Source organism: Streptomyces sp. KL109B, from assembly GCF_030766935.1.
GTDB lineage: Bacteria > Actinomycetota > Actinomycetes > Streptomycetales > Streptomycetaceae > Streptomyces.
The window spans coordinates 408,216-435,052 of the sequence record NZ_JASERL010000007.1; the positions used below are offsets into that span (position 1 = coordinate 408,216).

A 26,837-nucleotide genomic window follows, 5' to 3' on the forward strand; every position below is an offset into this window, starting at 1 on the left:
GCCGCTCACCCGCCACGGGATGTATCAAATCGATCCCTCGGAACCATACGAGGGGTACCATTTGATACATGGATGCTGTGGAAAACTCGCGCCTGGAACAGCGGCTGGCCGGCCTATCCCCCACATTCACGACGGCGCAGGCACGTCAGGCCCTGCTCTCCCCTCGCGATCTGGCGCACTTGGTCACGGAAGCGGAGATAGACGAACTGTCCCGTGGGGTGTACCGGCGTGCAGACGCCCCGGAGACTGCGCACGCGGATCTGCTGGCCGTGTGCGCACGGGCTCCTCGCGCCGTCGTGTGCGGTGAATCCGCCCTGGCCCTGCATGAGCTGATCGACGACATCCCCTCAGCAGTACACATCGCCGTGCCGCGCGGTACACGCCGCCCGACGATTTCCTACCCGCCGACCGTGGTGGCGCAGTACGCCGCGAAGACCTTCGACCTCGGTATCGAACGGTTCGAAGCAGCCCCGGGAGAGACCATCCCCATGTACAACGCGGCCCGCAGCGTCGTCGACGCGATGCGCCACCGCGGCCGCCTCGGCGAGACCCTCGCCCTGTCCGCGCTCGGCCGCTACCTGCGCCGGAGCGGACGCGGCGGGGTCGGTGAACTCCAGTACATCGCACGCGAGTTGGACGCTCTCTCCATCGTCCGCCCCGCCGTAGAGGCGGTGCTCGCCTGATGGCCAACCCCACCCGCGACACCATCGCCGGCCGCGTCTACAACGACCTGCGCAACCTGGCACGCCGCAACAGCCGGTCCACGGACGAGGTCATGGTCGAGTACGTCCTCGAACGGTTCCTCTACCGTCTGGCCTCATCACCCCTGGGCCGGGAGCACTTCGTCCTCAAAGGTGGCCTGCTGCTCGCCCAGTTCGGCGCACGTCGAATGACCCGCGACATCGACATCCTCGGCCGCTCGTTCCCAGGCACCGAAACCGAGATCATCCGCAGGGTCGCGGCCATCGCCGCCGCCGAGATCGACGACGGCGTCGCATTCGATCCCACGACGCTCAAGACCGTCCCCATTCGTGAGGAGGACGAGTACCACGGTCTGCGCCTGTCGATGGCCGCCTCCATCGCCCGAGCACGACTCAAGCTCCAACTGGATATCAGCTTCGGCGACCCCGTCACCCCCGGCCCCCGGATCATCGACTACCCGCAGCAACTCACGACGGACAGCTTCCAGATCCTCAGCTACCCGCTCGCCACCGTCATCGCCGAAAAACTCTCCACCGCCATCTCACTCGGCGACCTCAACACCCGCGACCGCGACTACGGCGACCTCTACCGCCTGCTCACTCTCAACGACTTGGACGGCCAAGAACTCACCACAGCGCTGACCGCCACCGCCACACACCGCGACATCACCCTGAAACCCCTCAGCACCACCATCACCGACCTCGGCGAGCGCCGCCAGACCTCCTACACCGCCTGGCGCCGCCGGCAAGGCACCGCCGCAACGAGCTACCCCGAACGCTTCACGGACGTCGTCCGGCAGGTCACCGCCTTCGCAGACACACTTCTCAACGGCGACGCCGTCACCCTCACTTGGAGTGCGGCGACCCTCACGTGGTCATGACCCAGACCTGGCCGACCGACCAGGCCTTCGGTCGGATCTTGGTCCGTCGACTTCGTCAGGCATCCACCACGAGAACGAAAACCTGGGCAATGCTGTGGTTGCAGTGGCATCCGGGGTGGCTGCTGATCTTCGCGCGCGAGTTTTCGGCGACTCCCACCCAGGGACGCTGACCGTCAACTCCAACCTCGCCAACTCCTACCGTGCCGCCGGCGATCTGGATCGTGCGGTCTCCCTGCATGAAGCGACCCTCACGCAGTACGAGCGATCCCTAGGACCAACTCACAGCGCGCTCCTTCATGTCCGCCTCCCGTAGCAGCTCGTGCTTCGGCCGACCTCCCTGTTGCCCTCGCACTGCACCTTGACTCTGTGATCCGACTGCCGCCCGAGAGGGCGCTCGTGCGTGAGCACCGCATGACGAGTACGGGGCTCGCCCGAGCCGTCCCATGCCGCCCGAGCATCAACGACCCAACCCCGCGAGCGCCTCGCCCAGCACGGGATACGTTGTCATCAGCTCCCGGCAAGAAGTCCCAAAAAGCCCCTGACGTGATTCAAGGCAAGCCCGGGCATGACAAAATCCCAGGTCATCCCCATGATCAACAGTCGTCCACATGTAGACGAAGTACAAGGAGACGGCGCGGGGCGGGCTCGCGGTGAACATCATCGAGTGCTGACCGCCCCGACTCGCCCGCCCCGACTGGCCCGCCCGGCCCCTACGCGACTACAGGGTCGCGGTCGTCCCCTCGCCCGAACCGCTCCCCGCGAGCCACTGGTCCCAGCCCAGGTTGAAGTCCGCGTAGCCGTTGTCGGCCGGGGCCTTGGCGCGCGGGGAGCCGGTGATGGTCACCGGGTCGCCCTGCTTGACCTGGCCGTAGAACCACTTGGCGTCGGACATCGACAGGTGCACGCAGCCGTGCGAGCCGCGGGCGCTGCCGCTGCCCGGGTTCGGGTCGCCGGTCGAGTAGTGGGCGTAGGTGCCGGACTGGGTGAGGTGGACGTCCCAAGGGAGCGTCAGGTCGTAGTAGTTGGGGCTGCCCTTGTCGCAGCTGATGCCGACGCTGCAGGAGGTCATGTGGACCTTCTTCTGCTTGTCGATGACGGCCATCGTGCCGTTCCACGTCGGGTACTGGGGGCTGCCCGCGTTGATCGACAGGGTGCGCAGCGCCGACCCGTTCCTGGTCACCTTCATGGTGTGTCCGGTGACGGAGACGGCGGCGCGCACGTCGTCGCCGACGGTGAAGGTGTGCGTGTAACCGTGCACGCCGTAGCGGCCGTTGCCGTTGCTGACGCCCTTCATGTCGGCGTCGATCTTGACCTTCGTACCGGAGGGCCAGTACGTCTTGGGGCGCCAGTCGGCGCGCCGGTCGCCGAACCAGTGCCAGGCGCCCTTCACCGGCGTCGAGGCGCTCACCTTCATGTGCTTCTCGACGGACGCGCGGGCCTTGGCCGCCACGGGGTTCGTGAACACCACCGAGACGGGCATGGCCACGCCGACCTTGGTGCCGGTCTGCGGGGTGATCGTGTCGAGGAGCATGGGCGGCCCCTTGGGCTTGGTCGGCGACGGCTTGGCGCTCGCGCTCGCCTTCCCCGACACCTTCGCGTCGGCCTTGCCCTCGCCGCCGCCACCGCTACAGGCGCTCGCGCCCACCAGCGCCGCGACCGTCACGAGCGCGATTCCTATGCCCCTGCCCTTGCTCCTGCGCCGTCCCACGTCCTGCCCCACTCTCCGAGTCCGCCCTGCCCTGCCCGCCCCGAACGGGGCTCAACTCCCTGTCAGACAGGCACGGCGGCTCCACCAGTTGCGGCTGTGCGGTAAAGCGCGTTCCAAGACTTGGGGCGGCCGAAACGTCGGGCGCTAGACAGTGACCCTCAGGACCAGGGCGGCTACGGCGAGTACGAAGCAGACGGACCACGCGCTGTAATCGCGGTCCCCGACGCGCAGATGCGCGCCGAGCGCGCACACGAAGTACAGCACCAGGCCCGACGCCGCGGCGATCCCGAGGGCCGGGACCACGAACCCGGCGACGAGCCCCAGCGCCCCGGCCCCGATCGCCGTCCCGAGCCACGGAATCCACGCGTACGGCACCCCCAGCTTGTCGGCCTGGGCCTTCGGATAGGAGTGGCCGGAGAGGTTGGCGAAGGCCACCGCTCCGTAGACGACGGCGGCGAGAACGGTGACGACCACATACGCGCTGAACATGACGTGCTCCTCCGGAAGGCTTTACCGAACCGACGGATCGCCCCGCGGGAAAGTGACATCGGGGCAGGCAAGGGTGCTCCCATAACCGTCCGGATCAGGGACGATGAAAGTTCGACCTCGTCGCCCCACCGACCGGGAGGCCCGCATGATCCGTGGCATCGACGTCAGCTCTCACCAGACCACGTTCGACACGGACGGCGTCTCGTTCGTCATCATCAAGGCGACGGAGGGCCGTTCGTACGTCAATCCGCGCCTGGCCGCACAGACGAAGCGGGCCCGCGAGGCCGGCTGTGTCGTCGGCTTCTACCACTTCCTGTGGCCGGGGAACATCACGGCGCAGGCCGAGTACTTCGTGAGCAAGGCCCCTGAAAAGGCCGGGGACTTCCTGGCCGCGGACTGGGAGACGACCGGCGAGGGCACGCACGCGAGCAACGCGGAGAAGGACAGGTTCATCCGCGAGGTGAAGCGGCTACGCCCGAATCACCGGGTGCTGCTGTACGCGAACCGCAACTATTGGCTCAATGTGGACACGACCTCGTACGCCGGCGACGGCCTCTGGATCGCCGACTACGTGACGGCCGGCAAGCCGAAGATCCAGGCGGACTGGACCATCCACCAGTACACCGACCGGCCGCTCGACAAGAACATCGCCGACTTCGGGAGCAAGAGCGCCATGAAGGAGTGGGCGGGCGACGCCTGATCCGAGCGACAAGCGCTAGCGGTCGTCCGCCTCCCGCAACTTGCCCTGGATCGCGCTCAGTTCGTCCCGCGCCGCCCGCCCCGCCCCCTCCGCGTCCCCCGCCTCGACCGCCTCGACCAGCGCCGCGTGTGCCGCGTCGCCGTGGTCCTGTTCGGCGCCTCGTACGTCGACGAGGGCGAGGAGGTCGATCAGGGCCTGGCGCAGGGCGGGGCTGAATTCGGCGAAGAGGTCGGTGAGGACGGGGTTGTGGGCGGCGGCGACCACCGCGGCGTGGAGGGCGATGTCGGCGTCGACGAACGCGTCGCCGGGGCCGCCCGCCGCCGCCCTGCGCGCGTCGAGCGCGGCCCGCATCGCCGTGACGTCCTCGTCCGTGCGGCGTTCGGCGGCGAGGCGGGCGGCCTGGATCTCCAGGAGCGTACGGACTTCGTAGACATCGGCAACTGCCGCGCGGCGCAGGCGGGTTGGCCAGTCCTCGGTCGGGCGGAGTGCCGTCACGAAGACTCCCGCGCCCTGCTTCGGGCGCACCATGCCCGAGCCCGCGAGCGCGCGCAGTGCCTCGCGGACCGTGGAGCGGCCGACGCCGAGTTCCTTGGCGAGGGTCGTCTCGCCGGGGAGCCGGGTACCGAGGGGCCAGACGCCGTCCGCGATCTGTGCGCGCAGGCGCTCCGCGGCCTGTTCGACGAGGGGGCTGGGGCGGAGGGGCCCAGGGTCGGTCGACACGGGTCAATCCAATCGTTTTCCGTGCGAAACGGAACTTGTCTGAGGGGTACTTGTCTGAGGACCTGAGGTCTGGTTACTGTACCGGCATGTTCCGCGGACTCCTTCTTCTCGGCTGCCGCGGCGGGGCCTGACGCGACCGGCACCCCGCCGCGGGGTGCCGTGCTGCCGGTCGGCTTCACGCCACGACCGCACCGAGGAAGGCCTCAGCCACCATGTACCGCTGGAATCCGCAGACTCCGGGACCGATGCCGTACCACCGCTACCGGCAGCATCACGAGCGGGTCGCCAACGTCCCACTCACCGACCGGAGTTGGCCGTCCCGGCAGATCACCGAAGCGCCCCTGTGGGTGCCCGTCGATCTGCGGGACGGGAATCAGGCACTCGCCGAGCCGATGGACACGGGGCGCAAGCGCCGCTTCTTCGACCTCCTCGTGGGGATGGGGTTCAAGGAGATCGAGGTCGGCTATCCCTCGGCGAGCCGAACCGATTTCGACTTCGTACGTCACATCGCCACCACCGCCGAACTGCCCGACGACGTCACGCCCGTCGTGTTCACCCCGGCCAAGCCGGAGCTGATCGAGCGGACCTTCGCCTCGATCGAGGGGCTGCCGCGCGCCGTCGTGCACCTGTACATCCCCACCTCCCCCACCTGGCGCGACGTCGTCCTCGGCATGACGCGCGAGGAGATCAGGCGCACCGTCCGCGAGGCCGCCGCCCACATGGCCCGCCTCGCCGACGCCCGCCCGGACGCCCACATCCGCTTCCAGTTCGCCCCGGAGACCTTCAACCTCACCGAGCCGGACTTCGCGCTCGACGTGTGCAACGGGCTCACCGAGCTGTGGGACGCGAGCCCGGACCGCCCGGTCACCCACAACCTCCCGACGACCGTGGAGATCGCGACGCCGAACGTGTACGCCGACCAGATCGAGTACATGCACCGCCACCTGGACCGCCGCGCCTCCGTCATCCTCTCCGTGCACCCGCACAACGACCGCGGCACCGGCGTCGCCTGCGCCGAACTGGCCGTGCTCGCGGGCGCGCAGCGCGTGGAGGGCTGTCTGTTCGGCAACGGCGAGCGGACGGGCAATGTCGACCTGGTGACCCTCGCCCTGAACCTGTACGCGCAGGGCGTCGACCCGATGATCGACTTCTCGGACATCGACGCGGTGCGCGAGACCGTCGAGTTCTGCAACCGGCTGCCGGTGCATCCACGGCATCCATACGGCGGCGAGCTCGTCTACACCGCCTTCTCCGGCACCCACCAGGACGCCATCGCCAAGGGCTTCGCGCACCGCGCCGCGCACCCGGACGAGCCGTGGGACGTGCCGTACCTGCCGATCGACCCGGCCGATGTGGGGCGTACGTACGAGGCCGTGATCCGCGTCAACTCGCAGTCGGGCAAGGGCGGGATGGCGTATCTGCTGAAGGAACACCACGGTGTCGACGTGCCGCGCGCGATGCGTCCTGAGTACGCGCGGATCGTGCAGGAGGCCACCGACGACAGCGGGCGTGAGGCGGAGCCGGACGAGCTGTACGAGCTGTTCCGTACGGCCTATCTGGACGTCACCGGGCCCGTCGCGCTCGCCGACGGCTGGTCGGCGCGGCAGGACGGGGCCGTGCACCGCTTCACGTGCGCGCTCGAAGTCGACGGCGGCATACGGGAGTTGGAGGGCAAGGGCAACGGTCCGCTGGCGGCCTTCGCGGACGCGCTCGCGGCGGCCGGCCTGGACGTCGACGTCCTGGACTACAGCCAGCACGCGCTGACGTCGGGCCGGGACGCGGAGACCGTCGCGTTCGCGCACTGCCGGGTCGGCGGGGCGGAGGTGTGGGGCGCGGGCCGGGACACGTCGGTGCTGGCCGCTTCCGTACGGGCGGTACTGTCGGCGGTGAACCGGGCCGCCGGGGCGTGAGACGCCTGTGGGGCGTACGCGAGTCGCGTACGCCCCACCGAAGCCTTGGGCTCACTTGTTCAGGTTCGCCCAGAACTCGTCGAACGACAGAGCCTTGTCCCCGTTGGCGTCCTGCCCGGCGATGAGCACCTCGGCCACGGAGTCCGTGACGTTGAAGTCGCCCATCTGCGCCATGGCGCTCTTGTACTCGGCCGCCGTGATGAAGCCGTCGCCGTCCGCGTCGAACCGCTCGAACGCCTTGCGTGCTTCTTCTATGTCCGCCACCGGGTCACACCCCTCGATTTCTCACTGCCGTGTTGACGGTGGCCAGATTAGCGGGCCGCCCTCGCGCGCAGTGCGGCGAGTACCCACGCGAACTCCTCGCGGTGCGGGTGCTGGGGGCCGCCGCCCTTGAGGACGACGAGCAGTTCCCGGTAGCGGGCCACCTTGTCGTTCATGGTGGCGAGCAGCCGGTCGAGGACGGCTGAGCGGTCGGCGTCGCCGAGCAGTTCCTGGAGGACGGGTTCCGCTTCCGGGGACTCGGGGTCGATCCCGTCGCGCAGCGCGTCACCCGCGCGCGAGACCAGCTCGGCCAGGAACCGCATGGAGGCGCCGGCCGCGTCCTCGGCGGTACGGTCGGCTGCGTTGTACTCGGTGGCGCGCCGCATCCCGGCCCGCAGCTCCGGGTCCTGGAGCAGTTCGGCGAGCTCCACCCAGGCGTCGACCTGCTCGGGCGTCGGGTCGTCCGGCAGCCCGGCGCTCATGCCGCGCATCCGCTCCTGGACCGCCGGGTCGACGGTGTCCAGGCCGCGCAGCATCTCCTCGGCGAACTCGTCCATGATCCGCTTGCGCTCCGCGGTGGACTGCCGTGCCATCTTGTTCATCAGAGCCATCTCCTCGGCGCTCGAATTCCGCTTCGCGACCGTCGACAGCACCGCCCGGTTGAGCCGCAGCACCTGGATCTGCGCGTCGAGCGCCGCCACGTGCGCGGCGGCCACGGACGCGATGTCCCGCTCCCCGGAGAGGATCTTCCGTACGTCGTCCAGGCCGAGGCCCAGCTCGCGCAGGGTGCGGATCAGTTCCAGGCGGGCCACGGACTCGGCGTCGTAGAGCCGGTAGCCGCCTTCGCTGCGGGTCACGGGGTGCAGGACGCCCTCGTCGGACCAGAACCGGATGGTGCGCACCGTGAGGCCGGTGCGGCGGGCCAGCTGTCCGATCGTGAGCAGCCGCGGGCCGTCGTCGATCATGTCGAGGAGTCTGGGCCTTCCAGTGGGTGGAGACTCAAGCTCCCCAGCGTACGAGGCCGTGGCCTACGGGACGCGGAACCCGCTCAGCGGTCGGCGACCCGCATCTCGAACCACGTGGTCTTGCCGCGCGGCAGCAGGTCCACGCCCCAGCGGTCGGAGAGCTTGTCGACGAGGAAGAGGCCGCGCCCCGAGATGTCGAACTCGTGCACCGGCATCAGGCAGGGCAGGCCGCGGGACGGGTCGCGGACCTCGATGCGGATCCAGCCGCGGCGGCGCAGCGTGCGCAGGCCGAAGTGGCGGGCGCCGGTGTGCCTGACCGCGTTGCCGACCAGTTCGGAGACGAGGAGGACGGCGTCCTCGGTCATCTTCGGGGAGAGGCCCCAGTGCCGCAGCACGACGACTTGGGCGAGTCTGCGCGCGGTCGCGGCCGATTCGGGGCGTGACGGCAGGGACACCTCCGCCTCGGCCGGATTCCCGAACAACTCCAGTGCCCTCAGGGCGTGTTCGTCCTCGACCGCGGGAGACCAGCGCGCCGCGGTCGCACCTGCGTGCCGCCGCGGTTGTTCCACACCCTCAAGCCCCGCCATGCGTCCATGATGGGGCCATGGAGCGCCCCGTGGGGCCGTTCCGACGGAATAAGCCCCCCGGAACGCTTCGTTCCGGAGGGCCGTCTGGGCATATGCCGTTGGCAGTACAGAGGCGTTCACACCTCGCCCGACCTGGGGCAACTCCGCGCGGGTGAGCGGGAATTGATCGTTCACGGCCCCGATTCCTTAAGGCTCGCTTAAGGTTGGGATAATGCTCCTCGAACGAGGGACCTGATCAACTCCCGTTGCTCGCGCGGCACTTCAGGCGAACTTCGCCTTGCCCGGCCCCTCCTCCACGAAGCTGCGCATCCCGGTCTCCCGGTCCGCCGTGGCGAACAGGCCCGCGAACCAGTTGCGTTCGATGGCCAGGCCCGTGTCGAGGTCCGTCTCCAGGCCCGCGTCGATCGACTCCTTCGCCGCGCGCAGGGCGATCGCCGGGCCCTTGGCGAGCTGTCCGGCCCAGGCGTTCGCGGCGTCGAAGACCTCGGCCGCCGGGACCACCCGGTCGACGAGGCCGAGGGCGAGCGCCTCGTCGGCCTTCACCTGGCGGCCCGTGAAGATCAGGTCCTTGGCCTTGGACGGGCCGACCAGGCGGGACAGGCGCTGGGTGCCACCGGCGCCCGGGATCAGGCCGAGGAGGATCTCCGGCTGGCCGAGCTTGGCGTTGTCGGCGGCGATCCGGAAGTCCGCGCACAGGGCGAGTTCGCAGCCGCCGCCGAGGGCGTAGCCGGTGACCGCGGCGACGACCGGCTTGGGGATGCGGGCGACCGCGGTGAAGGAGTCCTGGAGGCCGCGGGACCGGGTCACCATCGCGGCGTGGTCCATGTCCCGCATCTCCTTGATGTCCGCGCCGGCCGCGAACACCTTTTCGCTGCCGCGGACCACGACGGCCCTGATGTCGTCGCGGGCCGTGGCCTCTTCGGCGAGTTCCTTGATGCGGTCCTGGAGGGCGACGTCCAGGGCGTTCATCGGGGGGCGGTCCAGGCGGATGGTTCCCACGCCGTCGGCTACTTCAAGGTGAACGGTCATGCGGCGCAGCGTACCCATCATCATTAAGCCCCTGCGGCGATTGAGCAGGCGGCTCCGTGGCCGAGGCCGCGGGGCTCCGCCCCGGACCCCGCTGCTCAATCGCCGCCGGGGCTTGGTTACTGGGTCACTTCTTCCAGTCGGCCCAAGACATGTTCCAGCCGTTCAGACCGTTGGCCGGGTCGACCGTCTTGTCGTGGGTGTTCTTGACCACGACGACGTCACCCGTCATCGAGTTGTCGAAGAACCACGCCGCCGGGATCTTCTTGTCGTAGCCGCCACGCACATCGCGGAGCCCCACGCAGCCGTGGCTGGAGTTGACGTTGCCGAACGTGCCGGCGCCCCAGTAGTTGCCGTGGATGAAGGTGCCGGAGTCGGTGAGGCGCTGGGCGTGCGGGACGTCCTTGATGTCGTACTCGCCGCCGTAGCCGACGGTGTCACCGTTCATGCGGGTCACCCGCAGGCGCTCGCTGATGACCATCTTGCCGTTCCACGTCTCGTAGCCCGGCTTGCCCGTGGTGATCGGGATCTTCTTGATGGTCTTGCCGTCGCGCTCGACCGTCATCATGTGCTTCTTGGCGTCGACCGTGGAGATCTGGCTGCGGCCGACCGTGAACTTCACGGTCCTGACCTGCTTGCCGTAGACGCCGGGGCGGCCCTCGACGCCGTCGAGGTTCATCTTGACAGTGACCTTGGTGTCCTTCGCCCAGTACTTCTCCGGGCGGAAGTCGATGCGGTCGTTGCCGAACCAGTGCGGCTCGATGGGGACGGAGGGCTCGGCCTTGACCGAGATGGCCTTCTCGACGTCCTCGGGGTGGGTGATGCCGCGCGAGAAGCGGACCGAGAACGGCATGCCGACGCCGACCTTCGAGCCGTCCTCCGGGGTGAACGTGCCGATGAAGGTGTTCTTCGGGGTGAGCGTGGTGAACGTGGAGTCCTTCGCGGACTCGCGGCCGTCCTTGTCCTTGGCGACCGCGTGCACCTTGTACTTGGTCGACGCGGCGAGGTGGAGCGCGGGCTTCCAGCTCCTGCCGCCGTCGGTGATCGTGCCCCGCACCTCGTTGCCCTTGGTGTCGGTGACCTTCACCTCGGTCAACTTGCCCTTGTCCGCGCTGACTTGGAGCGCCCCGCTGGTCGCGATGCCGTCGGCGCCGTTCTTGGGTTCCACCTTCACCACGGCCTGCGATGCCTTGTTCTTCTCGGCCGCCGCGCCGGACTTGCCCTTGCCGTCGCCGCCACCACCGCCACCGCACGCGGTGACAAGGAAGAGTGCCGCCCCCAGCAGAACCGCGGATATCGGTCGTCGCCCGTTCATCTTTCTCCCCTCGCACGGCCTTTGCCCCAAGGCCCGCACTACCGCGCCAACGTGCGCGCACTGCGAAAGATAACCACACGACCTGGGGAAACGGATCCCCAGGGATGTCACCGTTTAGTCCCAACACCGGGGAGGAGGCGTGTGTTTCGGATAGCTACGGAGACGGGCGGAGCGTGCGTCCATCACCCGTCCGCTCCCCCGGACCTCCAGCGCGCCCAGCCCATGTTCCAGCCGCCGAGCCCGTTGTCCGCCGCCACCGTGCCGTCCGCGCTGTTCCTGACCTCCACGACGTCACCAATGAGCGTGCGGTCGAAGAACCGCCCGGCGGGAGTCGCAGACCCGCCACCCTTCACATCGGGCAGGCCCACGCAGCCGTGGCTGACGTTGCTGTTCCCGAAGACGCCGCCCGACCAGTAGTTTCCGTGCAGGAACGTGCCGGAGTCGGTGAGCCGCATGGCGTGCGGCACGTCCGGGATGTCGTACTCGCCGCCGAAGCCGACGGTGCGGCTGTCCATGCGCGTGACGTCGAGCAGCTCGCTGACGACCATCTTCCCGTTGTACGTCGTCGAGCTCGGCGCCCCCGCCGTGATCGGCACGGTGTCCACCACCTTGCCGTCCCTGCGCACCCGCATCGTGTGCGCCGCCGCGTCCACCACGCTGACCTGGCTGCGCCCCACCGTGAACGTGAACGCCTTGTCCTGGAGGCCGTAGACACCGGGCGCCGCCTGTACGTCGCGCAGACCCAGGTCGACGGTGACCTCGGTGCCGGGCTTCCAGTACTTCCTCGGCCGGAAGTCGAGGCGGTCGCGGCCGAACCAGTGCGGGGCGATCTCCACGCCGGGCTCGGCGGTGACCTTGATGGCGCGCTCGACGGCGGCCCGGTTCTCGATGTCCCGGTTGAACGCGACCTTCACGATCATGCCGGTGCCGACCTTGGCGCGGTGCTCGGGCGTGACGTAGCCGATGAAGCGCCGGTCGGGGACGTAGGTCGTGAACGTGGTGTGCCGGGCGACGCGGCGGCCGTGGCCGTCGACGGCCACCGCGTCGACCTTGTACTGCGCGGCGAGCGCGAGGCGGTCGCCGCCGGGACCGGTCGGCCGCCAGCGCATGGCGTCCCGCTCAAGCCGGCCCCGTACGACGTGCTCCTCCGCGTCCTGGATCCTGACGACCTTCACCGACCGCAAGCGGCCCTCGGGGACGGTGACTTGGAGTCCCTGGCTCGCCCGCACGCCCTTCGACCGGTCGTCGGGGGTGACCCGGATCAGGTCCTTCGCCGAGCGCGGCTTGCCGAACACCGTGTCCGAATCGCAGCCGGCGAGCGCGCCGATCAGTCCTGTCCAGGTCAGTACGGCGGCCAGTGTCGCCCCTGCGTGTCGCACACGCCTCGCGGTGTCTCTCACGCCAGGCCAACGACGCGCCCCCCGCTGGGGAAACGTGAGTGCGAGCGAAGCTCTGGGCAGAACAGTGGGGAGGACGCAGGGGAGCGACCGGGACGCCGCACGCCCTGTGGCGCATCAGTCGTGGAGCCGCGGGAGGCTGACAGGTGTCGAGCGCACCCGAGCAGGGGGCAGTGCAGGGGGCAGTGCGGAGCGCACCGCATGATGCGGACCGGACGGGCCATGGCAGACCGCGGTCGCCTGCGCCGTTCGGCGGGCGCGGCCACGAGCCGGAGCGCGCGGCGCCGCTGGCGCCGGTGTGGCCGGGCACGCCCGTGCCGCTCGGGGCCCGCTACCGGGTCGGCCCGGACGGCGTCGCGGGCACCAACTTCGCGCTGTGGGCGGGCGGCGCCGAGTCCGTGGAGCTGTGCCTGTTCGACGAGGCGGGCCGGGAGCGCCGGGCCCCGCTGACCGAGCTGACGCACGAGATCTGGCACGGCTTCGTACCGGGAGTGCTGCCTGGGCAGCGGTACGGGTTCCGGGTGCACGGCCGCTGGGACCCGTGGACCGGGGCCCGCTGGAACCCGGCGAAGCTGCTGCTCGACCCGTACGCGCGGGCCGTGGACGGCGAGTTCGGGTTGCCGCCCGAGGTCTACGGGCACGTACGGGACTGGCCCGAGCAGCACGTCGCCGACACGGTGCGCGACGACCGGGACTCGGCGCCGTACGTCCCGAAGGGTGTCGTCGTGCACGACGACGCGTCCGGGGACGAGTGGGTGGACGACCGGCGGCCGAAGACGCCGTGGGCGGACTCGGTGATCTACGAGCTGCACGTGCGCGGCTTCACCCGCCAACACCCCGGCATTCCCGAGGAGTTGAGGGGTACGTACGCGGGGCTCGCGCATCCGGCGGCGATCGAGCACCTGGTGCGGCTCGGCGTGACGGCGGTGGAGCTGCTGCCGGTGCACCAGTTCGCGCACGAGGACCACTTGTTGAGGAGGGGGTTGAGGAATTATTGGGGCTACAACTCCATCGGCTACTTCGCCCCGCACGCGGGCTACGCGGCGACCGGCACCGCCGGGCAGCAGGTCGGCGAGTTCAAGCGGATGGTGCGGGCGCTGCACGACGCGGGGATCGAGGTGATCCTCGACGTCGTCTACAACCACACGGCGGAGGCCGGGGAGTTGGGCCCGATGCTGTCGCTGAAGGGCATCGACAACCGGGGCTACTACCGCCTCCAGGACGACGCGCGGCGGTACGCCGACTACACCGGCTGCGGGAACACGCTGCACGTGGTGCAGCCGCAGGTGCTGCGGCTGATCACGGACTCGCTGCGGTACTGGGTGACCGAGATGGGCGTCGACGGGTTCCGCTTCGACCTGGCCGCGGCGCTGGCGCGCTCCATGCACGACGTCGACATGCTGTCGCCGTTCCTGGCCGTCATCGCTCAGGACCCGGTGCTGCGGCGGGTGAAGCTGATCGCGGAGCCGTGGGACGTCGGGTCCGGCGGTTACCAGGTGGGGGCGTTTCCGCCGCTGTGGACGGAGTGGAACGACCGGTACCGCGATGCCGTACGGGACTTCTGGCGGGGCGCGCTGCCCGACGTACGGGATCTGGGGTACCGGCTTTCGGGGTCGAGCGATCTGTACGCGTGGGGCGGGCGGCGGCCGTACGCGTCGGTCAACTTCGTGACGGCGCACGACGGTTTCACGCTGCGCGACCTCGTCACGTACGAGCACAAGCACAACGAGGCCAACGGGGAGGGGAACCGGGACGGGACACACGACAACCGGTCCTGGAATTGCGGAGTCGAGGGTGAGACCGACGACGAGGACGTACTCGCCCTGCGCAGGCGGCAGTTGCGCAATCTGCTGACGACGCTGCTGCTGTCGACCGGGGTGCCGATGCTGGTGGCGGGCGACGAGTTCGGGCGCACGCAGCGCGGCAACAACAACGCGTACTGCCAGGACAACGAGATCAGCTGGGTCGACTGGGGGCTGCTCGACGATCCCGGGTGCCGGGGCCTTTTCGAGCTGGCCTCACGCCTTGTCGCGCTGCGGCACGCGCATCCCGTGCTGCGGCGGCGGGCGTTCTTCTCGGGGCGGGCGGAGTCGGCGGACGGGTTGCGGGACCTGGCGTGGTTCACGGTGCGGGGGGACGAGATGACGGAGGGCGACTGGTATGCGCCCGCCGCGACGGTCGGCATGTATCTGTCCGGGCGCGACATCCCGGGGCGGGACGCGCGCGGGGAGCCGGTGCGTGACGACAGTTTCCTCGCGGTTCTGCACGCGGGTGACCGGGCCGAGAGCTTTGTCCTGCCGGATGCGCCCTGGGCGCGGTCGTACGAGGTGGTGGTGGATACGGGTGAGGAGGAGCAGGGTGGCCCGCCGGGCGTGGTGCACGATGCAGGTGCGGCTGTGACCGTGGGGGCGCAGTCCGTGCTGTTGTTGCGGGTCCGTGAGTGAAATCGCCCCCGCCGCCCCTTCCCGTCCCGTCCCCGGGGGCTGTGCCCCCGGCCCCCCCCCTTAAAAGATGCGCAGTTCCCCGCGCCCCTGTCAGGGGCGCGGTTCGCCGGCGTATGTTCCGAAGGACCACATGTTGCCTTCCGGGTCCTTGATCGCGAATTCGCGGGAGCCGTAGGGCTGGTCGGTGATTTCGCGGAGGATGTCGGCGCCCGCGGCGACGAGGCGGGCGTACAGGTCGTCGACCTTGGCGGTGACGACGTAGCAGCCGAAGGTGCCCGGCTTGAGGCACCAGTCGCCCTCGCCCGCGTCCGGCTTGCCCGAGCCGAGCATGATCGCGCCGCCTTCCGGCCAGTCGAGCTGGGCGTGGGCGACGCGGTCGCCGTCCTCGTAGACGGCGGTGCGCAGGAAGCCGACGGTGTCGACGAGGAAGTCGATGAGCGCGTGCGCGTCGTTCGCCTGGAGAGTGGGCCAGACGGCGGGCTCGCGCGGGGTCCGCTGGGTGCTCTGTGTGGTGTTCATGGCTTCAGTCTTCGCCGTTGTGGTGGCCCCCGGCTTGGATGTTTCGGCACTCTTCGGCGAGCCAGCCGGTCGGGCTCAGGCCCGTGTACTGGTGGAAGTCGCGGACCAGGTGGGAGTGGTCGCAGTAGCCGTGTTCCGCGGCGACGCGGGCGAGGTCCGGCGGGGCCCCGGAGGCCACGGACCGTACGACCGCGGCCTTCGCGTGCTGGAAGCGCATCAGGCGGGCGGCCTGCTTCGGGGCCAGGCCCGTCTCGGCGCGGAAGAGCGTGGTGAGGCGGCGTTCGCTGAGGGCGACGTGGGCGGCGAGCCCGCGCAGGGTGCCCGCGCCGCGGTGCCGGGCGAGCCACGTCCAGGCCTCGGCGACCTCGTGGCGGACGCCGGTCAGCGGGTCCTCGTCCGGCGTCAGATAGGCGGCCAGGAGGTCGAAGCGGGCGCGCCAGTCGTCGAGCCCGGCCAGTTCCTCCCGTACGTGGGCCGCCGACCGGCCGAGGACGTCCGTGCCCTCGATCGCGACGGGGCCCGCGAGGGCCGCCGCCGGCACCCCGAGCAGCGCGCGGGCTGCGAGCGGGTGCACCGCGAGCTGGATACCGGCCTCGGAGCCGGACTGCGCGATGTACGCGGGGCGCTGGTGCAGGCCGCCCACGACGACGTCCGTGCGGGTCGCGCCGGGGCCGGTGGCCTGCTCGGGGGTGTGGCCGCCGACGACCGGGCCGTCGAGGGTGAAGATCACCGTGAGGTACGGGGACGGCAGGCCGCGGTGGAGCGCGGGAGGCACGCCCCGCGTGCGATAGCCGACCGCCGAGACGATCGGCCCGCCGGGCCGTGGCGTCGCGCGCACGAACTCGTGGGAGCCGGTGCTCATGCCTCCCAGTATGGGTACGAGGCGGTGGCCGGTGCTAGCCGGACACCCCGCGATCGTCGTCCGCCGCGACGGACACGACACGCGGCCGGCGGAGCCGAAAAGTCCGGCCACCGGGGTCCAGCCCGATCCGTCGGAAGGGCCCTAGCCGAGGATCTTGCGGTCGTACGCCACCGCGACCGCCGCGGCCCGGTCCTTCACGCCCAACTTGCCGTAGATGTGGGTGAGGTGGGTCTTGACCGTGGCCTCGCTGATGAACAGCTCGCGGGCGATCTCCTTGTTCGGCGTGCCGCGCGCGACCAGGACGAGGACCTCCCGCTCCCGCGCCGAGAGGGTCTCGCCGGTGTCGGGCGCGGGCGTGCGCACGGCCGTGACCAGGCGGGACGCCACCGCGGGCGAGAGGACCGTGCGGCCTTCGGCGGCGGCGCGTACGGCCGTGAAGAGCTCCTCGCGCGGGGCGTCCTTGAGCAGGTAGCCGGTGGCCCCGGCCTCGATCGCGGGCAGCGTGTCCGAGTCCGTGTCGTACGTCGTGAGGACCAGGACGCGGGCCCGTACGCCGCGCCTGCCGAGCTCGCGGATCGCGTCGACGCCGCCGCCTCCCGGCATCCGCAGGTCCATGAGGACGACGTCGGGGTCGAGGGCGGCGGCGCGGGTGACGGCCTCCACGCCGTTCGCGGCCTCGCCGAGGACCGTGAATCCGGTGGCCGACTCGAACATGCCGCGCAGACCGTCCCGTACGACGGGGTGGTCGTCGACGATCAGCAGGCTGATGGCGGGATCACTGGTCATGGCGCACCAACGGTACGTGAGCGGAGATCGCCGTGCCGCCGCCTTCCTCCGACTCGACGGTGACGCCGCCCGCGAGGCGCTCGGCGCGGGCCCGCATCCCGTCGAGGCCGAAGCCTCCGGTGCCGGAGCGGGCGCGGAGAGCGGTGGGGTCGAAGCCGCGGCCGTCGTCGCGCACGTCGAGGGTGACCTCGCCCGCCATGAAGGAGAGGGTGACGCCGACGCGGGTGGCGGCGGCATGCCGCGCCGCGTTCGACAGGGCCTCCTCGGCGATGCGCAGCAGGCTGGCCTCGATCTCCTCGTGCAGCGGCTCGGCGGTGCCGGTGAGGGTGAAGTCGGCGCGGACGCCGGTGCGGGCCGACCAGGCGGCGACGGTCTTCTTCAGCGCCTCGGCGACCGTCGCGTCGTCGAGGGCGGCGGGCGCCAGGTTGTGCACGGAGCGGCGGGCCTCGCCGAGGCTGTGCCGGGCGAGGCCGGAGGCACGGTCGAGGTGTTCACGGGCGACCTCCAGGGTGGGCGCGTTCGCGACGACCTGGAGCTGGGCGATGATCCCGGTCAGGCCCTGGGCGATGGTGTCGTGGATCTCGGCGGCGAGCCGGCGCCGCTCGTCGGCGACGCCCGCTTCCCGTGCCTGGACGAGGAGTTGGGAGTGCAGCGCGGCGTTCTCGTCCATGGCCCGCTGGAGGGCGATGTTCGTCCGCTCCAGCTCCCGGATGGTGGCGGCCTGGGCGTGCGCGCGCTCGTCCTCCTTGATCTGGATGTGTGCCGTGGCGCCCACCAGGATCACGTTCACCGCGAGCAGGGCGCCGAACACCGCCCAGCCGGTCGTCCCGTCAGGCGGCAGCCCGCCCGACTGGGAGCCGGCCATGACGACGGCCGTGGCGAACAGACCCGTCCTGATCAGTCGGCGCGGCAGCATCCGGTCGGCGTCGAAGTAGCCGGTGGCCGCGTAGAACGCGTAGAACGGGTTGATCACGGTGACGACGAAGGCGATCGCCCAGCGCACCCAGTAGAAGGCGAAGGCCCCGCCGGACCGCAGCGGGCGGCCGGTCCGCTCCCGCCAGGTCCACCACAGCTGAAGGACGAGCCCGGCCGCCGTGAGGCCTCCGAGGAGGAACCACTGGGTGCGGTCCATGTCGAAGAGGCCCGCCGTACCGACGGACAGCAGGAAACCGACACCCAGCAGGACGTAGGGGCCGTAGACGTGGAACGGCCTCCAGCGGTCCTCGACCCTGACCGCTGCGGCCTCGACGGCGCCGCGGCCGCAGCCGCCGAACTCGCTGCCGACGCCGCTGTCGCCGTCGCCGTCGCTGTGGCTGGTCATCCCCTCAGTGTGCAGGGAGCCGTCGGTCGTCACCGTCATTCCCAGCGGAACCAGCGCGCGGCAGCGCCGGTCAGGGCCACCGCCCAGACGGCGAGGACCAGCAGGTGCGACCAGGCCGGCCAGTCGCCCGCCGCCGCCTCGTTGAGGGACTGCGCGGCGGCGCCGAACGGGGTCAGTTCGACGATGTGGGCGAGCGTGTCCGGCATCGCCTGGACCGGGATCCAGACGCCCGCGCAGAACATCGCGGGGAAGAAGACGACCGAGCCGATCGCGTTGGAGACCTTCGTCGTACGGGCCCGGGAGGCGATCAGCGCGCCGAGGGCGAGGGAGACGACGACGGACAGGACGAGCGCGAGCAGATAGCCGGGGACCTGGCGCGGCAGCGTCACGTCGAAGGCGATCCGGCCGACGGCGAGACAGAGCGCGACCGAGACGAGGACGGCCGCGCCGTGGATGCCCATCTGCGCGCCGAGCACGGCCGTCGGCCGCACCGGCGTCGTCGACATGCGGCGCAGGATGCCGCGCTCGCGGTACCCGGTGATGATCGGCGGCATCGACTGGATACCGCCCGCGAGCATGCCGAGCAGCACGGTCACGGGAACGTACGCGTCGACGAGCCGGATCCCGCCGAGCCCGGCGTCGACCTCACGGAAGGAGGGGATCGAGCCGAGGATCACGAGCAGGACGACGGGGAACAGCAGGATCCCGACGACGCTGCCGGCCTCGCGCCGGAACAGCGTGAACTCGGCCTTGAGCACGGCCCGGTCGGTCCGGCCCGTGCGGTCGGCCCGCCCCGTGGGCGCGGTCGCTGTGGTGGTCATGACTGTCCGACTCCCGTCAGGTCCAGGAAGGCGTCGTCCAACGTGGCGTCGGAGACCCGGAGTTGGTGCGCGGTGATGTGCCGGCGCGCGAGCAGTGTGAGGAGGGCGGTGACCGTGTCGTCGGTGCCGGTGAGGGTCACCCGGCCGTCCGGCTTGCGGTCGGTGGAGATGAGCGCGGGCAGCGCGGCGATGGCGTCCGCGTCCAGCGGCGCGGACGGCGTGAACGAGATGACCGTCGAACCGGCGGCCCGGCTGATCAGGCCCGCCGGGGTGTCGAGCGCGGCGACCCGGCCCTGGTCGATCACGGCGATCCGGTCGCAGAGCCGCTGCGCCTCCTCCATGAAGTGCGTGACGAGGAGGACGGTGACGCCGCCCGCACGGACCTCCTCGATCAGCTCCCAGGTGTCGCGGCGCGAGCGCGGGTCGAGCCCGGTGGTCAGCTCGTCGAGCACGACGACGCGCGGGTTGCCGACGAGGGCGAGCGCGATGAACAGGCGCTGCTTCTGGCCGCCGCTGAGCTTCGCGAACCGGGTGGAGAGCTTGTCCGTGAGGCGCAGGCGCTCGGCGAGCGGCCGCCAGTCGAGCGGGTCCGGATAGAAGGCGGAGTACAGCTCCAGGGCCTCCCGAACGGTCAACTTCGGCTGGATCTCGCTCTCTTGGAGCTGGGCGCCGAGGACGCGGGTGAGCCGCTGGTGGTCGCGCACGGGATCGAGCCCCGCGACCCGCACCCGCCCCTCGTCGGCGGCGCGCAGCCCTTCGACGCACTCGACGGTGGTGGTCTTGCCCGCGCCGTTCGGCCCGAGGATCCCGAAGATCTCGCCCTCTCCGACGCTGAAGGACACCCCGTCGACGACGGCCCGCCCGGCGTACGCCTTGCGCAGCCCTGCGACCTCGATGAGCGGTGCTGTGGTGGTGGTCATGGCATCAAGACTCGCGGTGCGGGCCGGGTCCGGGCATCAGTCATCGCGCTTGAGCACGCATCAGCCGATCGGTTGATGCGCGCTACGACTCCGGAACGGACCGGCCCGACCTCGGGTCCCCACCTCAGAAACATGTCGCACTTCCACGTGTAAGTGCGACATGTTTCTGAGGTGGGGACCCGAGGTCCGGCGATCCAGTGCCGGGCCGAAACTCGGTGGGCGTTGTCAGTGGCGAACCGTAGGCTCGCTCCTGATGCCGACGACGACACGTGCCACCACAGAGACGACCGGTCAACTCTCCGCCGTGCGGACGCTGTTGCGGCTGTGGCCGTACGTGCGTCCGGTGCGCGCGCGGTGGGCGGGCGCGGCCGTCGTGGCGGTGCTCGCGTCGTGCCTGGCGCTGGTCTTCCCGCTGGTCCTGAAGTGGATCGTGGACGGTCCCGTGACCGAGCGGGATCCGGGCGGGGTGTGGCTCGGCGCCGGGGTGCTGCTGGCGCTCGGCATCGCGGAGGCGCTCCTCTTCGGCCTGCGCAGATGGCTCGTGGCGCGGCCCCTCGCGGGGGTGGAGGCCGCGCTGCGGGCCGACCTGTACCGGCATCTGCAGCGGCTCCCGGTCGCCTTCCACGACCGGTGGGCCTCGGGGCAGTTGCTGTCGCGCGGCACGACGGACCTGATGGTGCTGCGGATGTTCCTCGCCTTCCCGCTGACGTTCCTGTTCGTCAACGGCGTCACGATCCTGGCGGGCCTCACCGTCCTGATCGTCCAGGACTGGGGTCTCGGCCTCGTCCTCCTCGCGCCCGCCGTGCCGCTGATCGCGTTCTGCTACAAGTTCGAGGACGGGTACGCGAGGGCCTCGCGGCGCGCCCAGGACCAGGTCGGCGATCTGACGACGGTCGTCGAGGAGTCCGTGCTCGGCATCCGCGTCATCAAGGGCTTCGGCCGGCACCGCAGCCAGGCCCACGCCTTCCGCGACCTGGCCCGCAAGGTGCGCGGCACGGAACTGGTGAAGGCGCGCCTGCTCGCCGGCATCCTGACGGTGATCACCCTCCTCCCGGAGGTGGCACTCGGCGCGGCCCTGGTGATCGGCACGATCCAGGTCTCCGACGGCTCCCTCTCGGCCGGCACCCTCGTCGCCTTTCTCTCCACGGCGCTGGCGCTGCGCTGGCCCATCGAGTCCATCGGCTTCCTCCTCGCGATGAGCCAGGAAGCGGCAACGGCGACGCGCCGCTACTTCGAGGTGATGGACACGGATGCGGAGACAAATCAAGCCCCTGCGGCGCTTGAGCAGGCATTTCAAGCCCCTGCGGCGATTGAGCAGCGGGGTCCGGGGCAGAGCCCCGAGTCCGCAACCACACCGCCCGGAACCGCCGGAGGCATCCGGTTCGACGGCGTAGCCTTCCGCTACCCCGACGCCACCGAAGACTCCACCCCCACCCTCACCCACATCGACCTGCACATCCCCTCCGGCGAAACGATGGCCCTCGTCGGCGCGACCGGCAGCGGAAAGACCACCCTCACCGCACTCGTGCCCCGCCTCTACGACGTGACGGCGGGCCGCATCACACTCGACGGCCGCGACATCACCACGATGCCGCGCGCCGAACTGCGCGAACTCGTGTCCGTGGCGTTCGAGGAGCCCACCCTGTTCTCGGCCTCGGTCGCCGACAACGTACTGATGGGCGCCTCCGGCACCGCGAGCCCCGAAGAACTGGCACAGGCACTCGGCGTCGCGCAGGCCGAGTTCGTGGACCGGCTGCCCGACGGCGCCGACACGGAGGTCGGCGAGCAGGGCCTGAGCCTGTCCGGCGGCCAGCGCCAGCGCCTCGCGCTGGCCCGCTCCGTCGTCGGCACGCCCCGCTTCCTGATCCTGGACGACCCGCTGTCCGCGCTCGACGTACACACGGAGGCCGCCGTGGAGGCGGCACTGCGCCGGGTGCTCGCCGACAGCACGGCGCTCGTGGTCGCGCACCGGCCGTCGACGGTACTGCTGGCCGACCGGGTGGCGCTGCTGTCCGAGGGCCGGATCACGGCGGTGGGCACCCACCACGAACTGCTGCGCGCGAACGCCGAGTACAGACACCTGATGTCGGGCGAACACACCGGGGAAACGGAGACGGAGCGCGCATGACGACGACCGCGAAGCCGAACGCCACGACCGGCACCCCAGAAGACGACGACGTCCGCACCCCCTCCCCCGGTGGCCCCGGCGACCCCTTCGACCAGGACGACCTGCCGACCCCCAAGGGCGCGACCGGCACCCTCCTGCGCTCCCTCCTGTCGCCCCACCGCCGCACCGTCGCCCTCACGGTCCTCGCCCTCCTCCTGCAACAGGCCGCCGTGCAGTCCGGCCCGCTGATCGTCGCGTACGCCATCGACAGCGCGGTCCCCGCGTTCCGGGCGGACGACTACGGGCCGTTGGTCGCGGTCGGCGCGGGCTTCCTGCTGTGCGCGGTCGGCTCGGCGGCGTTCGTGTACGCGTACATCCGGTACTCGGCCCGCGTCAGCCAGAACGTGCTCGTCGATCTGCGCGGCCGCATCTTCCGGCACGCGCAGGCGCTGAGCGTGGACTTCCACGACCGGTACACATCGGGCCGGGTCATCTCCCGCGCCACGACGGACGTCGAGGCGCTGCGCGAACTGCTCAGCGAGGGCCTCCAGGAACTGGTGAACGTCATCGTGGGCTCGCTCTACATCACGGCGATGCTGCTCTGGCTGGACCTCGGCATCGGCGCGGTCGCGGCCCTGTCCTTCGGGCCGCTGTACATCCTGATCCGGCTGTACCGGCAGCGCGCGGCCCGCGCCTACGCGGAGCGGTCCTCGGCGATCGCCGCGGTCATCGTGAAGTTCGTCGAGACCATGAACGGCATCCGCCCCGTGCGCGCCTTCCGCCGCGAGCGCGCGAACGACGAGCACTTCGCGCGCCTCAACCACCGGCACGAGCGCTCCAACGGTACGGCGATGCTGGAGATGGCGCGTTACGTCGTCGGCTCCCGGCTCCTCGCGAACACGGCGGTGGCGGGCATGGTGCTGTGGGGCGCGTACCGGGTCGCGGGCGGCACGCTGGAACTCGGTGTGCTGGCGGCGGCGGTGCTCTACATCCGCCGCCTGTACGACCCGATCGACCGCCTGGCGATGTTCCTCAACGCGTATGAAAGCGCGGCCGCGTCCCTGAAGAAGATCGCGGGCCTTCTCACCCAGTCCCCCTCGGTACCAGAACCGGCCACTCCGCGCCCGCTCCCGGCCCGCGACCCCGAACAGCCGGGCCGCGAGGTCGAGTTCCGCGCGGTCTCCTTCGGCTACCGCACGGGCGGCGAGGTCCTCCCCCGCTTCGATCTGACGCTGCCGGCCGGGCAGACGGTGGCGGTCGTCGGCTCCACGGGAGCCGGAAAGTCCACGCTGGCGAAGCTCCTGGCCCGTTTCTACGATCCCTCGCACGGCCAGGTCCTCCTCGACGGCGTCGACCTGCGCGACCTGTCGAACGCGGACCTGCGGCGCGGGGTCGTCATGGTCACCCAGGAGGCCTTCCTCTTCTCCGGGACCGTCGCCGAGAACATCGCGATCGGCCGTCCCGAAGCGAGCCGCGAGGAGATCGAGCAGGCCGCGAAGGCGATCGGCGCGCACGACTTCATCGCGGCGCTCCCGGACGGCTACGACACGGACGTCCGCAAGCGCGGCGGGCGCATCTCCGCAGGCCAGCGTCAACTGGTCGCCTTCGCGCGCGCCCTCCTCGCCGACCCCGCGGTCCTCGTCCTCGACGAGGCGACCAGTTCCCTCGACATTCCCGGTGAGCGCGCCGTCCAGCGCGCGATGCGCACGGTGCTGCACGGCCGCACGGCGGTCGTGATCGCCCACCGTCTCTCCACGGTGGAGATCGCGGACCGCGTCCTGGTGATGGCCTCCGGCCAGGTCACCGAGGACGGCCCCCCATCCGAACTCACCTCCGGCACGGGCACGTTCGCCACCCTCCACCGCACCTGGCGCAACAGCCTCACGACCTAACCCCCGGGGCTCACTCGCCGGCGGGGCTTGATTGACCTCGCGTCTCGCTCGTCTGCGGGGGCTTCCTGGGGGCCGGTTCGGCAAATCAAGCCCCTGCGGCGATTGAGCAGCGGGGTCCGGGGCGGAGCCCCGGGGGCGCAACCACGTCACCGGGAAACGAACGACGCGCACCGGACAACGAACCATTTCCGGCCAACCTGTTGACGAGCCCCTGACACACGGCACCCCGTGGTGCCACTCTCCTTCCGCACCTCCCGCACTGCGCATTGCCCGGACGGCCACCCGCCGCCCGTACCCCACTGGCCGCACACCCAATTCGCGGCCACGCAGAAGGAGTTCCGCGTTGCGCAAGAACCCGACCTCCCACAGACCCGCCTCGCCCAGACGCCGGGTCACCGTCACCACCACCGCCGCCGGAGCCGTCGTCGCCCTCCTCGCGATCGCGCTCCAGACGGGCCCCGCCACGGCCTACGAAGCCCGTGCGACGGCCCCCGTCAACGCCGACCGCGGCGCCGACCCCGGCTCCCTCCCCGCGAAGCTCTCCCCCGCCAAGCGCGCCGAGCTGATGCGCGAGGCGAACGCCACGAAGGCCGACACCGCGAAGGACCTCGGCCTCGGCAAGAGCGAGAAACTCGTCGTGCGGGACGTGCTCCAGGACAAGGACGGCACGACGCACACCCGCTACGAGCGCACGTACGGCGGACTCCCGGTCCTGGGCGGCGACTTGATCGTCGAGGCGACGAAGTCCGGCGCCACGGAGGGCGTCACCAAGGCGTCCAAGGCCGAGCTCAAGAACGTCGACACGTCCGCCGACGTCGCACCGGCCACCGCCGAGACACAGGCGCTCAAGCTCGCGAAGCAGGACGGGTCGAAGAAGACGGAGGCCGACAAGGCCCCCCGCAAGGTCGTCTGGCTCGGCCAGGGCGCGACGAAGGGGCAGCCCACCCTCGCGTACGAGACGGTCGTCGGCGGTCTGCAGGAGGACGGCACGCCCAACCAGCTGCACGTCATCACCGACGCCACCACCGGCAAGAAGCTGCACGAGTGGCAGGCGATCGAGACCGGCACGGGCAACACCCAGTACAGCGGCACCGTCACCCTCGGCACCGCGCAGTCCGGCTCCTCGTACACGCTGAACGACACCACCCGCGGCGCCCACAAGACGTACAACCTGAACCGCGGCACGTCCGGCACCGGCACCCTCTTCTCCGGCTCCGACGACGTGTGGGGCAACGGCTCCGCCTCCAACACCGAGACGGCCGCCGCCGACGCCCACTACGGCGCCGCCCTGACCTGGGACTACTACAAGAACGTGCAGGGCAGGACCGGCATCCGCGGCGACGGCGTCGGCGCGTACAGCCGGGTCCACTACGGCAACGCGTACGTCAACGCGTTCTGGGACGACTCCTGCTTCTGCATGACGTACGGCGACGGCACCAGCAACACGCACCCGCTGACGTCGATCGACGTGGCGGGCCACGAGATGACGCACGGCGTCACGTCGAACACGGCGGGCCTGAACTACTCCGGCGAGTCCGGCGGTCTCAACGAGGCCACCTCCGACATCTTCGGCAGCGCCGTCGAGTTCTACGCCAACAACTCCACCGACGTGGGCGACTACCTCGTCGGCGAGAAGATCAACATCAACGGCAACGGGACGCCGCTGCGCTACATGGACAAGCCGAGCAAGGACGGCGCGTCGAAGGACAGTTGGTACTCCGGCATCGGCTCCGTCGACGTGCACTACTCCTCGGGCCCCGCGAACCACTTCTTCTACATGCTCAGCGAGGGCAGCGGCACCAAGACGATCAACGGTGTCACCTACAACTCGCCGACCTCCGACGGCCTTCCGGTCACCGGCATCGGCCGCGACAAGGCCGCGCTGATCTGGTTCAAGGCGCTCACCACGAAGTTCACGTCGACGACGAACTACGCGGGCGCCCGCACCGGCACCCTCGCGGCGACCGGTGAGCTGTACGGGACGTCGTCCGCCGAGTACAAGGCGGTGCAGGACGCGTGGGCCGCGGTCAACGTCGGCGCCCGCTCCGGCGGCGGCGACCCGGGGACCGGCAAGACGTTCACCAACGACACCGACGTGAACATCCCGGACTCCCCGGGAGCCGCCGTCACCTCGAACGTCACCGTCACCGGCATCAGCGGCGCGGCGCCCTCCACCCTGAAGGTCGGCGTCGACATCGTGCACACGTGGAGCGGTGACCTCCAGGTCGACCTGGTCGGCCCGAGCGGTCGCACGTACCGGCTGCACAGCTCGACGTACGACCCGACGCCGAACATCCAGACCACGTACACGGTCAACGCCTCCGCCGAGACCGCGAACGGCACGTGGAAGCTGAAGGTCCAGGACCTCGGACCGCAGGACACGGGCTACATCAACAGCTTCAAGCTGACGTTCCCGTAGGCCCCACCGCAAGTCCCACCTCACCCGGGCGCGCCACGGCGGCGGTTCAACTCCCCGCCGTGGCGCGCCCGTTCATGTGCTGTTCG

24 protein-coding genes are annotated in these 26,837 nt (G+C 70.5%); 9 read left to right on the forward strand and 15 right to left on the reverse strand.

The window, feature by feature from the left end:
• Positions 1 to 68: 68 nt before the first annotated feature.
• From RBJ65_RS25470 to RBJ65_RS25480, 3 genes are all read left to right on the forward strand, one after another.
• The gene (locus RBJ65_RS25470) at positions 69 to 683 is read left to right on the forward strand and encodes a hypothetical protein (RefSeq protein ID WP_306318865.1); all 615 of its coding nucleotides are present in this window, start codon (positions 69 to 71) and stop codon (positions 681 to 683) included.
• On the forward strand, positions 683 to 1,582 hold the full coding sequence (locus tag RBJ65_RS25475) for a nucleotidyl transferase AbiEii/AbiGii toxin family protein (protein WP_306318866.1): 900 nt from the start codon (positions 683 to 685) through the stop codon (positions 1,580 to 1,582). The genes RBJ65_RS25470 and RBJ65_RS25475 overlap by 1 nt, the downstream gene beginning before the upstream one ends.
• 115 nt (positions 1,583 to 1,697) lie before the next feature.
• Complete coding sequence (locus RBJ65_RS25480; RefSeq protein WP_306318923.1) at positions 1,698 to 1,895, forward strand: tetratricopeptide repeat protein; 198 nt, start codon at positions 1,698 to 1,700, stop codon at positions 1,893 to 1,895.
• 405 nt (positions 1,896 to 2,300) lie between these two features.
• Here RBJ65_RS25480 and RBJ65_RS25485 read toward each other — a convergent pair whose 3' ends face one another.
• Complete coding sequence (locus tag RBJ65_RS25485) at positions 2,301 to 3,290, reverse strand: L,D-transpeptidase (RefSeq protein WP_306318867.1); 990 nt, start codon at positions 3,288 to 3,290, stop codon at positions 2,301 to 2,303.
• Between the two features lie 144 nt (positions 3,291 to 3,434).
• Complete coding sequence (locus tag RBJ65_RS25490; RefSeq protein WP_306318868.1) at positions 3,435 to 3,779, reverse strand: DoxX family protein; 345 nt, start codon at positions 3,777 to 3,779, stop codon at positions 3,435 to 3,437.
• Between the two features lie 145 nt (positions 3,780 to 3,924).
• On the opposite strand from RBJ65_RS25490, the gene RBJ65_RS25495 reads away from it, so the two are divergent.
• Positions 3,925 to 4,479 (forward strand): glycoside hydrolase family 25 protein, encoded by a 555-nt coding sequence (locus RBJ65_RS25495; RefSeq protein ID WP_306318869.1) that lies wholly within the window; start codon positions 3,925 to 3,927, stop codon positions 4,477 to 4,479.
• Positions 4,480 to 4,494: 15 nt separating this feature from the next.
• Here RBJ65_RS25495 and RBJ65_RS25500 read toward each other — a convergent pair whose 3' ends face one another.
• Complete coding sequence (locus tag RBJ65_RS25500; protein ID WP_306318870.1) at positions 4,495 to 5,199, reverse strand: FadR/GntR family transcriptional regulator; 705 nt, start codon at positions 5,197 to 5,199, stop codon at positions 4,495 to 4,497.
• A gap of 212 nt (positions 5,200 to 5,411) precedes the next feature.
• Between RBJ65_RS25500 and leuA the strand changes: the two genes are divergently transcribed.
• Positions 5,412 to 7,109, forward strand: coding sequence for a 2-isopropylmalate synthase (gene leuA, locus RBJ65_RS25505; protein WP_306318871.1), 1,698 nt, complete (start codon positions 5,412 to 5,414; stop codon positions 7,107 to 7,109).
• A 51-nt stretch (positions 7,110 to 7,160) separates the two neighbouring features.
• Here the strand turns inward: leuA and RBJ65_RS25510 are convergent, their stop codons facing one another.
• The 6 genes from RBJ65_RS25510 to RBJ65_RS25535 all read right to left on the reverse strand — a co-directional run bounded on the left by RBJ65_RS25510 (position 7,161) and on the right by RBJ65_RS25535 (position 12,663).
• A complete protein-coding gene (locus RBJ65_RS25510) occupies positions 7,161 to 7,373 on the reverse strand; it encodes an EF-hand domain-containing protein (RefSeq protein WP_306318872.1) in 213 nt (70 codons plus the stop codon).
• Positions 7,374 to 7,420: 47 nt separating this feature from the next.
• Positions 7,421 to 8,335, reverse strand: a complete 915-nt coding sequence (locus RBJ65_RS25515) for a MerR family transcriptional regulator (RefSeq protein ID WP_306318873.1) — start codon at positions 8,333 to 8,335, stop codon at positions 7,421 to 7,423.
• Between the two features lie 83 nt (positions 8,336 to 8,418).
• Positions 8,419 to 8,922: an ATP-binding protein gene (locus RBJ65_RS25520; protein ID WP_306318874.1), complete on the reverse strand. Its 504-nt coding sequence runs from the start codon at positions 8,920 to 8,922 to the stop codon at positions 8,419 to 8,421.
• Positions 8,923 to 9,183: 261 nt separating this feature from the next.
• Complete coding sequence (locus RBJ65_RS25525) at positions 9,184 to 9,951, reverse strand: enoyl-CoA hydratase/isomerase family protein (protein WP_306318875.1); 768 nt, start codon at positions 9,949 to 9,951, stop codon at positions 9,184 to 9,186.
• Between the two features lie 124 nt (positions 9,952 to 10,075).
• Positions 10,076 to 11,263, reverse strand: a complete 1,188-nt coding sequence (locus RBJ65_RS25530; RefSeq protein ID WP_306318876.1) for an Ig-like domain-containing protein — start codon at positions 11,261 to 11,263, stop codon at positions 10,076 to 10,078.
• Between the two features lie 182 nt (positions 11,264 to 11,445).
• Positions 11,446 to 12,663, reverse strand: coding sequence for an Ig-like domain-containing protein (locus RBJ65_RS25535; RefSeq protein ID WP_372341261.1), 1,218 nt, complete (start codon positions 12,661 to 12,663; stop codon positions 11,446 to 11,448).
• 143 nt (positions 12,664 to 12,806) lie between these two features.
• Here RBJ65_RS25535 and glgX point away from each other — a divergent pair, with 143 nt between their 5' ends.
• A complete protein-coding gene (gene glgX / locus RBJ65_RS25540) occupies positions 12,807 to 15,104 on the forward strand; it encodes a glycogen debranching protein GlgX (protein WP_372341262.1) in 2,298 nt (765 codons plus the stop codon).
• 90 nt (positions 15,105 to 15,194) lie between these two features.
• Here glgX and RBJ65_RS25545 read toward each other — a convergent pair whose 3' ends face one another.
• The 6 genes from RBJ65_RS25545 to RBJ65_RS25570 form a co-directional block, all read right to left on the reverse strand.
• Positions 15,195 to 15,623 carry a VOC family protein gene (locus RBJ65_RS25545; protein WP_306318878.1) on the reverse strand — a complete coding sequence of 143 codons (429 nt, stop codon included), beginning with the start codon at positions 15,621 to 15,623 and terminating at the stop codon, positions 15,195 to 15,197.
• Positions 15,624 to 15,627: 4 nt separating this feature from the next.
• Positions 15,628 to 16,485 carry a helix-turn-helix domain-containing protein gene (locus RBJ65_RS25550; RefSeq protein WP_306318879.1) on the reverse strand — a complete coding sequence of 286 codons (858 nt, stop codon included), beginning with the start codon at positions 16,483 to 16,485 and terminating at the stop codon, positions 15,628 to 15,630.
• A 141-nt stretch (positions 16,486 to 16,626) separates the two neighbouring features.
• Positions 16,627 to 17,271 (reverse strand): response regulator transcription factor, encoded by a 645-nt coding sequence (locus RBJ65_RS25555; protein WP_306318880.1) that lies wholly within the window; start codon positions 17,269 to 17,271, stop codon positions 16,627 to 16,629.
• Positions 17,261 to 18,592 carry a sensor histidine kinase gene (locus tag RBJ65_RS25560; RefSeq protein ID WP_306318881.1) on the reverse strand — a complete coding sequence of 444 codons (1,332 nt, stop codon included), beginning with the start codon at positions 18,590 to 18,592 and terminating at the stop codon, positions 17,261 to 17,263. Before RBJ65_RS25560 ends, RBJ65_RS25555 begins: the two co-directional genes overlap by 11 nt.
• Positions 18,593 to 18,627: 35 nt before the next feature.
• On the reverse strand, positions 18,628 to 19,413 hold the full coding sequence (locus RBJ65_RS25565) for an ABC transporter permease (protein WP_306318882.1): 786 nt from the start codon (positions 19,411 to 19,413) through the stop codon (positions 18,628 to 18,630).
• Positions 19,410 to 20,333, reverse strand: a complete 924-nt coding sequence (locus tag RBJ65_RS25570) for an ABC transporter ATP-binding protein (RefSeq protein ID WP_306318883.1) — start codon at positions 20,331 to 20,333, stop codon at positions 19,410 to 19,412. The genes RBJ65_RS25565 and RBJ65_RS25570 overlap by 4 nt, the downstream gene beginning before the upstream one ends.
• 253 nt (positions 20,334 to 20,586) lie before the next feature.
• Between RBJ65_RS25570 and RBJ65_RS25575 the strand changes: the two genes are divergently transcribed.
• The 3 genes from RBJ65_RS25575 to RBJ65_RS25585 all read left to right on the forward strand — a co-directional run bounded on the left by RBJ65_RS25575 (position 20,587) and on the right by RBJ65_RS25585 (position 26,751).
• A complete protein-coding gene (locus tag RBJ65_RS25575; RefSeq protein ID WP_306318884.1) occupies positions 20,587 to 22,461 on the forward strand; it encodes an ABC transporter ATP-binding protein in 1,875 nt (624 codons plus the stop codon).
• On the forward strand, positions 22,458 to 24,332 hold the full coding sequence (locus RBJ65_RS25580) for an ABC transporter ATP-binding protein (RefSeq protein ID WP_306318885.1): 1,875 nt from the start codon (positions 22,458 to 22,460) through the stop codon (positions 24,330 to 24,332). Before RBJ65_RS25575 ends, RBJ65_RS25580 begins: the two co-directional genes overlap by 4 nt.
• Positions 24,333 to 24,675: 343 nt before the next feature.
• On the forward strand, positions 24,676 to 26,751 hold the full coding sequence (locus tag RBJ65_RS25585; RefSeq protein ID WP_306318886.1) for a M4 family metallopeptidase: 2,076 nt from the start codon (positions 24,676 to 24,678) through the stop codon (positions 26,749 to 26,751).
• Positions 26,752 to 26,837: the final 86 nt, after the last annotated feature.

Bases quoted from the DNA above. Each gene is read 5' to 3' on its own strand.
- RBJ65_RS25470 (WP_306318865.1), top strand. From the start codon at position 69: ATGGATGCTGTGGAAAACTCGCGCCTGGAACAGCGGCTGGCCGGCCTA.
- RBJ65_RS25475 (WP_306318866.1), top strand. From the start codon at position 683: ATGGCCAACCCCACCCGCGACACCATCGCCGGCCGCGTCTACAACGAC.
- RBJ65_RS25490 (WP_306318868.1), bottom strand. From the start codon at position 3,779: ATGTTCAGCGCGTATGTGGTCGTCACCGTTCTCGCCGCCGTCGTCTAC.
- RBJ65_RS25495 (WP_306318869.1), top strand. From the start codon at position 3,925: ATGATCCGTGGCATCGACGTCAGCTCTCACCAGACCACGTTCGACACG.
- leuA (WP_306318871.1), top strand. From the start codon at position 5,412: ATGTACCGCTGGAATCCGCAGACTCCGGGACCGATGCCGTACCACCGC.
- RBJ65_RS25515 (WP_306318873.1), bottom strand. From the start codon at position 8,335: ATGATCGACGACGGCCCGCGGCTGCTCACGATCGGACAGCTGGCCCGC.
- RBJ65_RS25520 (WP_306318874.1), bottom strand. From the start codon at position 8,922: ATGGCGGGGCTTGAGGGTGTGGAACAACCGCGGCGGCACGCAGGTGCG.
- RBJ65_RS25525 (WP_306318875.1), bottom strand. From the start codon at position 9,951: ATGACCGTTCACCTTGAAGTAGCCGACGGCGTGGGAACCATCCGCCTG.
- RBJ65_RS25530 (WP_306318876.1), bottom strand. From the start codon at position 11,263: ATGAACGGGCGACGACCGATATCCGCGGTTCTGCTGGGGGCGGCACTC.
- RBJ65_RS25545 (WP_306318878.1), bottom strand. From the start codon at position 15,623: ATGAACACCACACAGAGCACCCAGCGGACCCCGCGCGAGCCCGCCGTC.
- RBJ65_RS25550 (WP_306318879.1), bottom strand. From the start codon at position 16,485: ATGAGCACCGGCTCCCACGAGTTCGTGCGCGCGACGCCACGGCCCGGC.
- RBJ65_RS25555 (WP_306318880.1), bottom strand. From the start codon at position 17,271: ATGACCAGTGATCCCGCCATCAGCCTGCTGATCGTCGACGACCACCCC.
- RBJ65_RS25560 (WP_306318881.1), bottom strand. From the start codon at position 18,592: ATGACCAGCCACAGCGACGGCGACGGCGACAGCGGCGTCGGCAGCGAG.
- RBJ65_RS25565 (WP_306318882.1), bottom strand. From the start codon at position 19,413: ATGACCACCACAGCGACCGCGCCCACGGGGCGGGCCGACCGCACGGGC.
- RBJ65_RS25570 (WP_306318883.1), bottom strand. From the start codon at position 20,333: ATGACCACCACCACAGCACCGCTCATCGAGGTCGCAGGGCTGCGCAAG.
- RBJ65_RS25575 (WP_306318884.1), top strand. From the start codon at position 20,587: ATGCCGACGACGACACGTGCCACCACAGAGACGACCGGTCAACTCTCC.
- RBJ65_RS25580 (WP_306318885.1), top strand. From the start codon at position 22,458: ATGACGACGACCGCGAAGCCGAACGCCACGACCGGCACCCCAGAAGAC.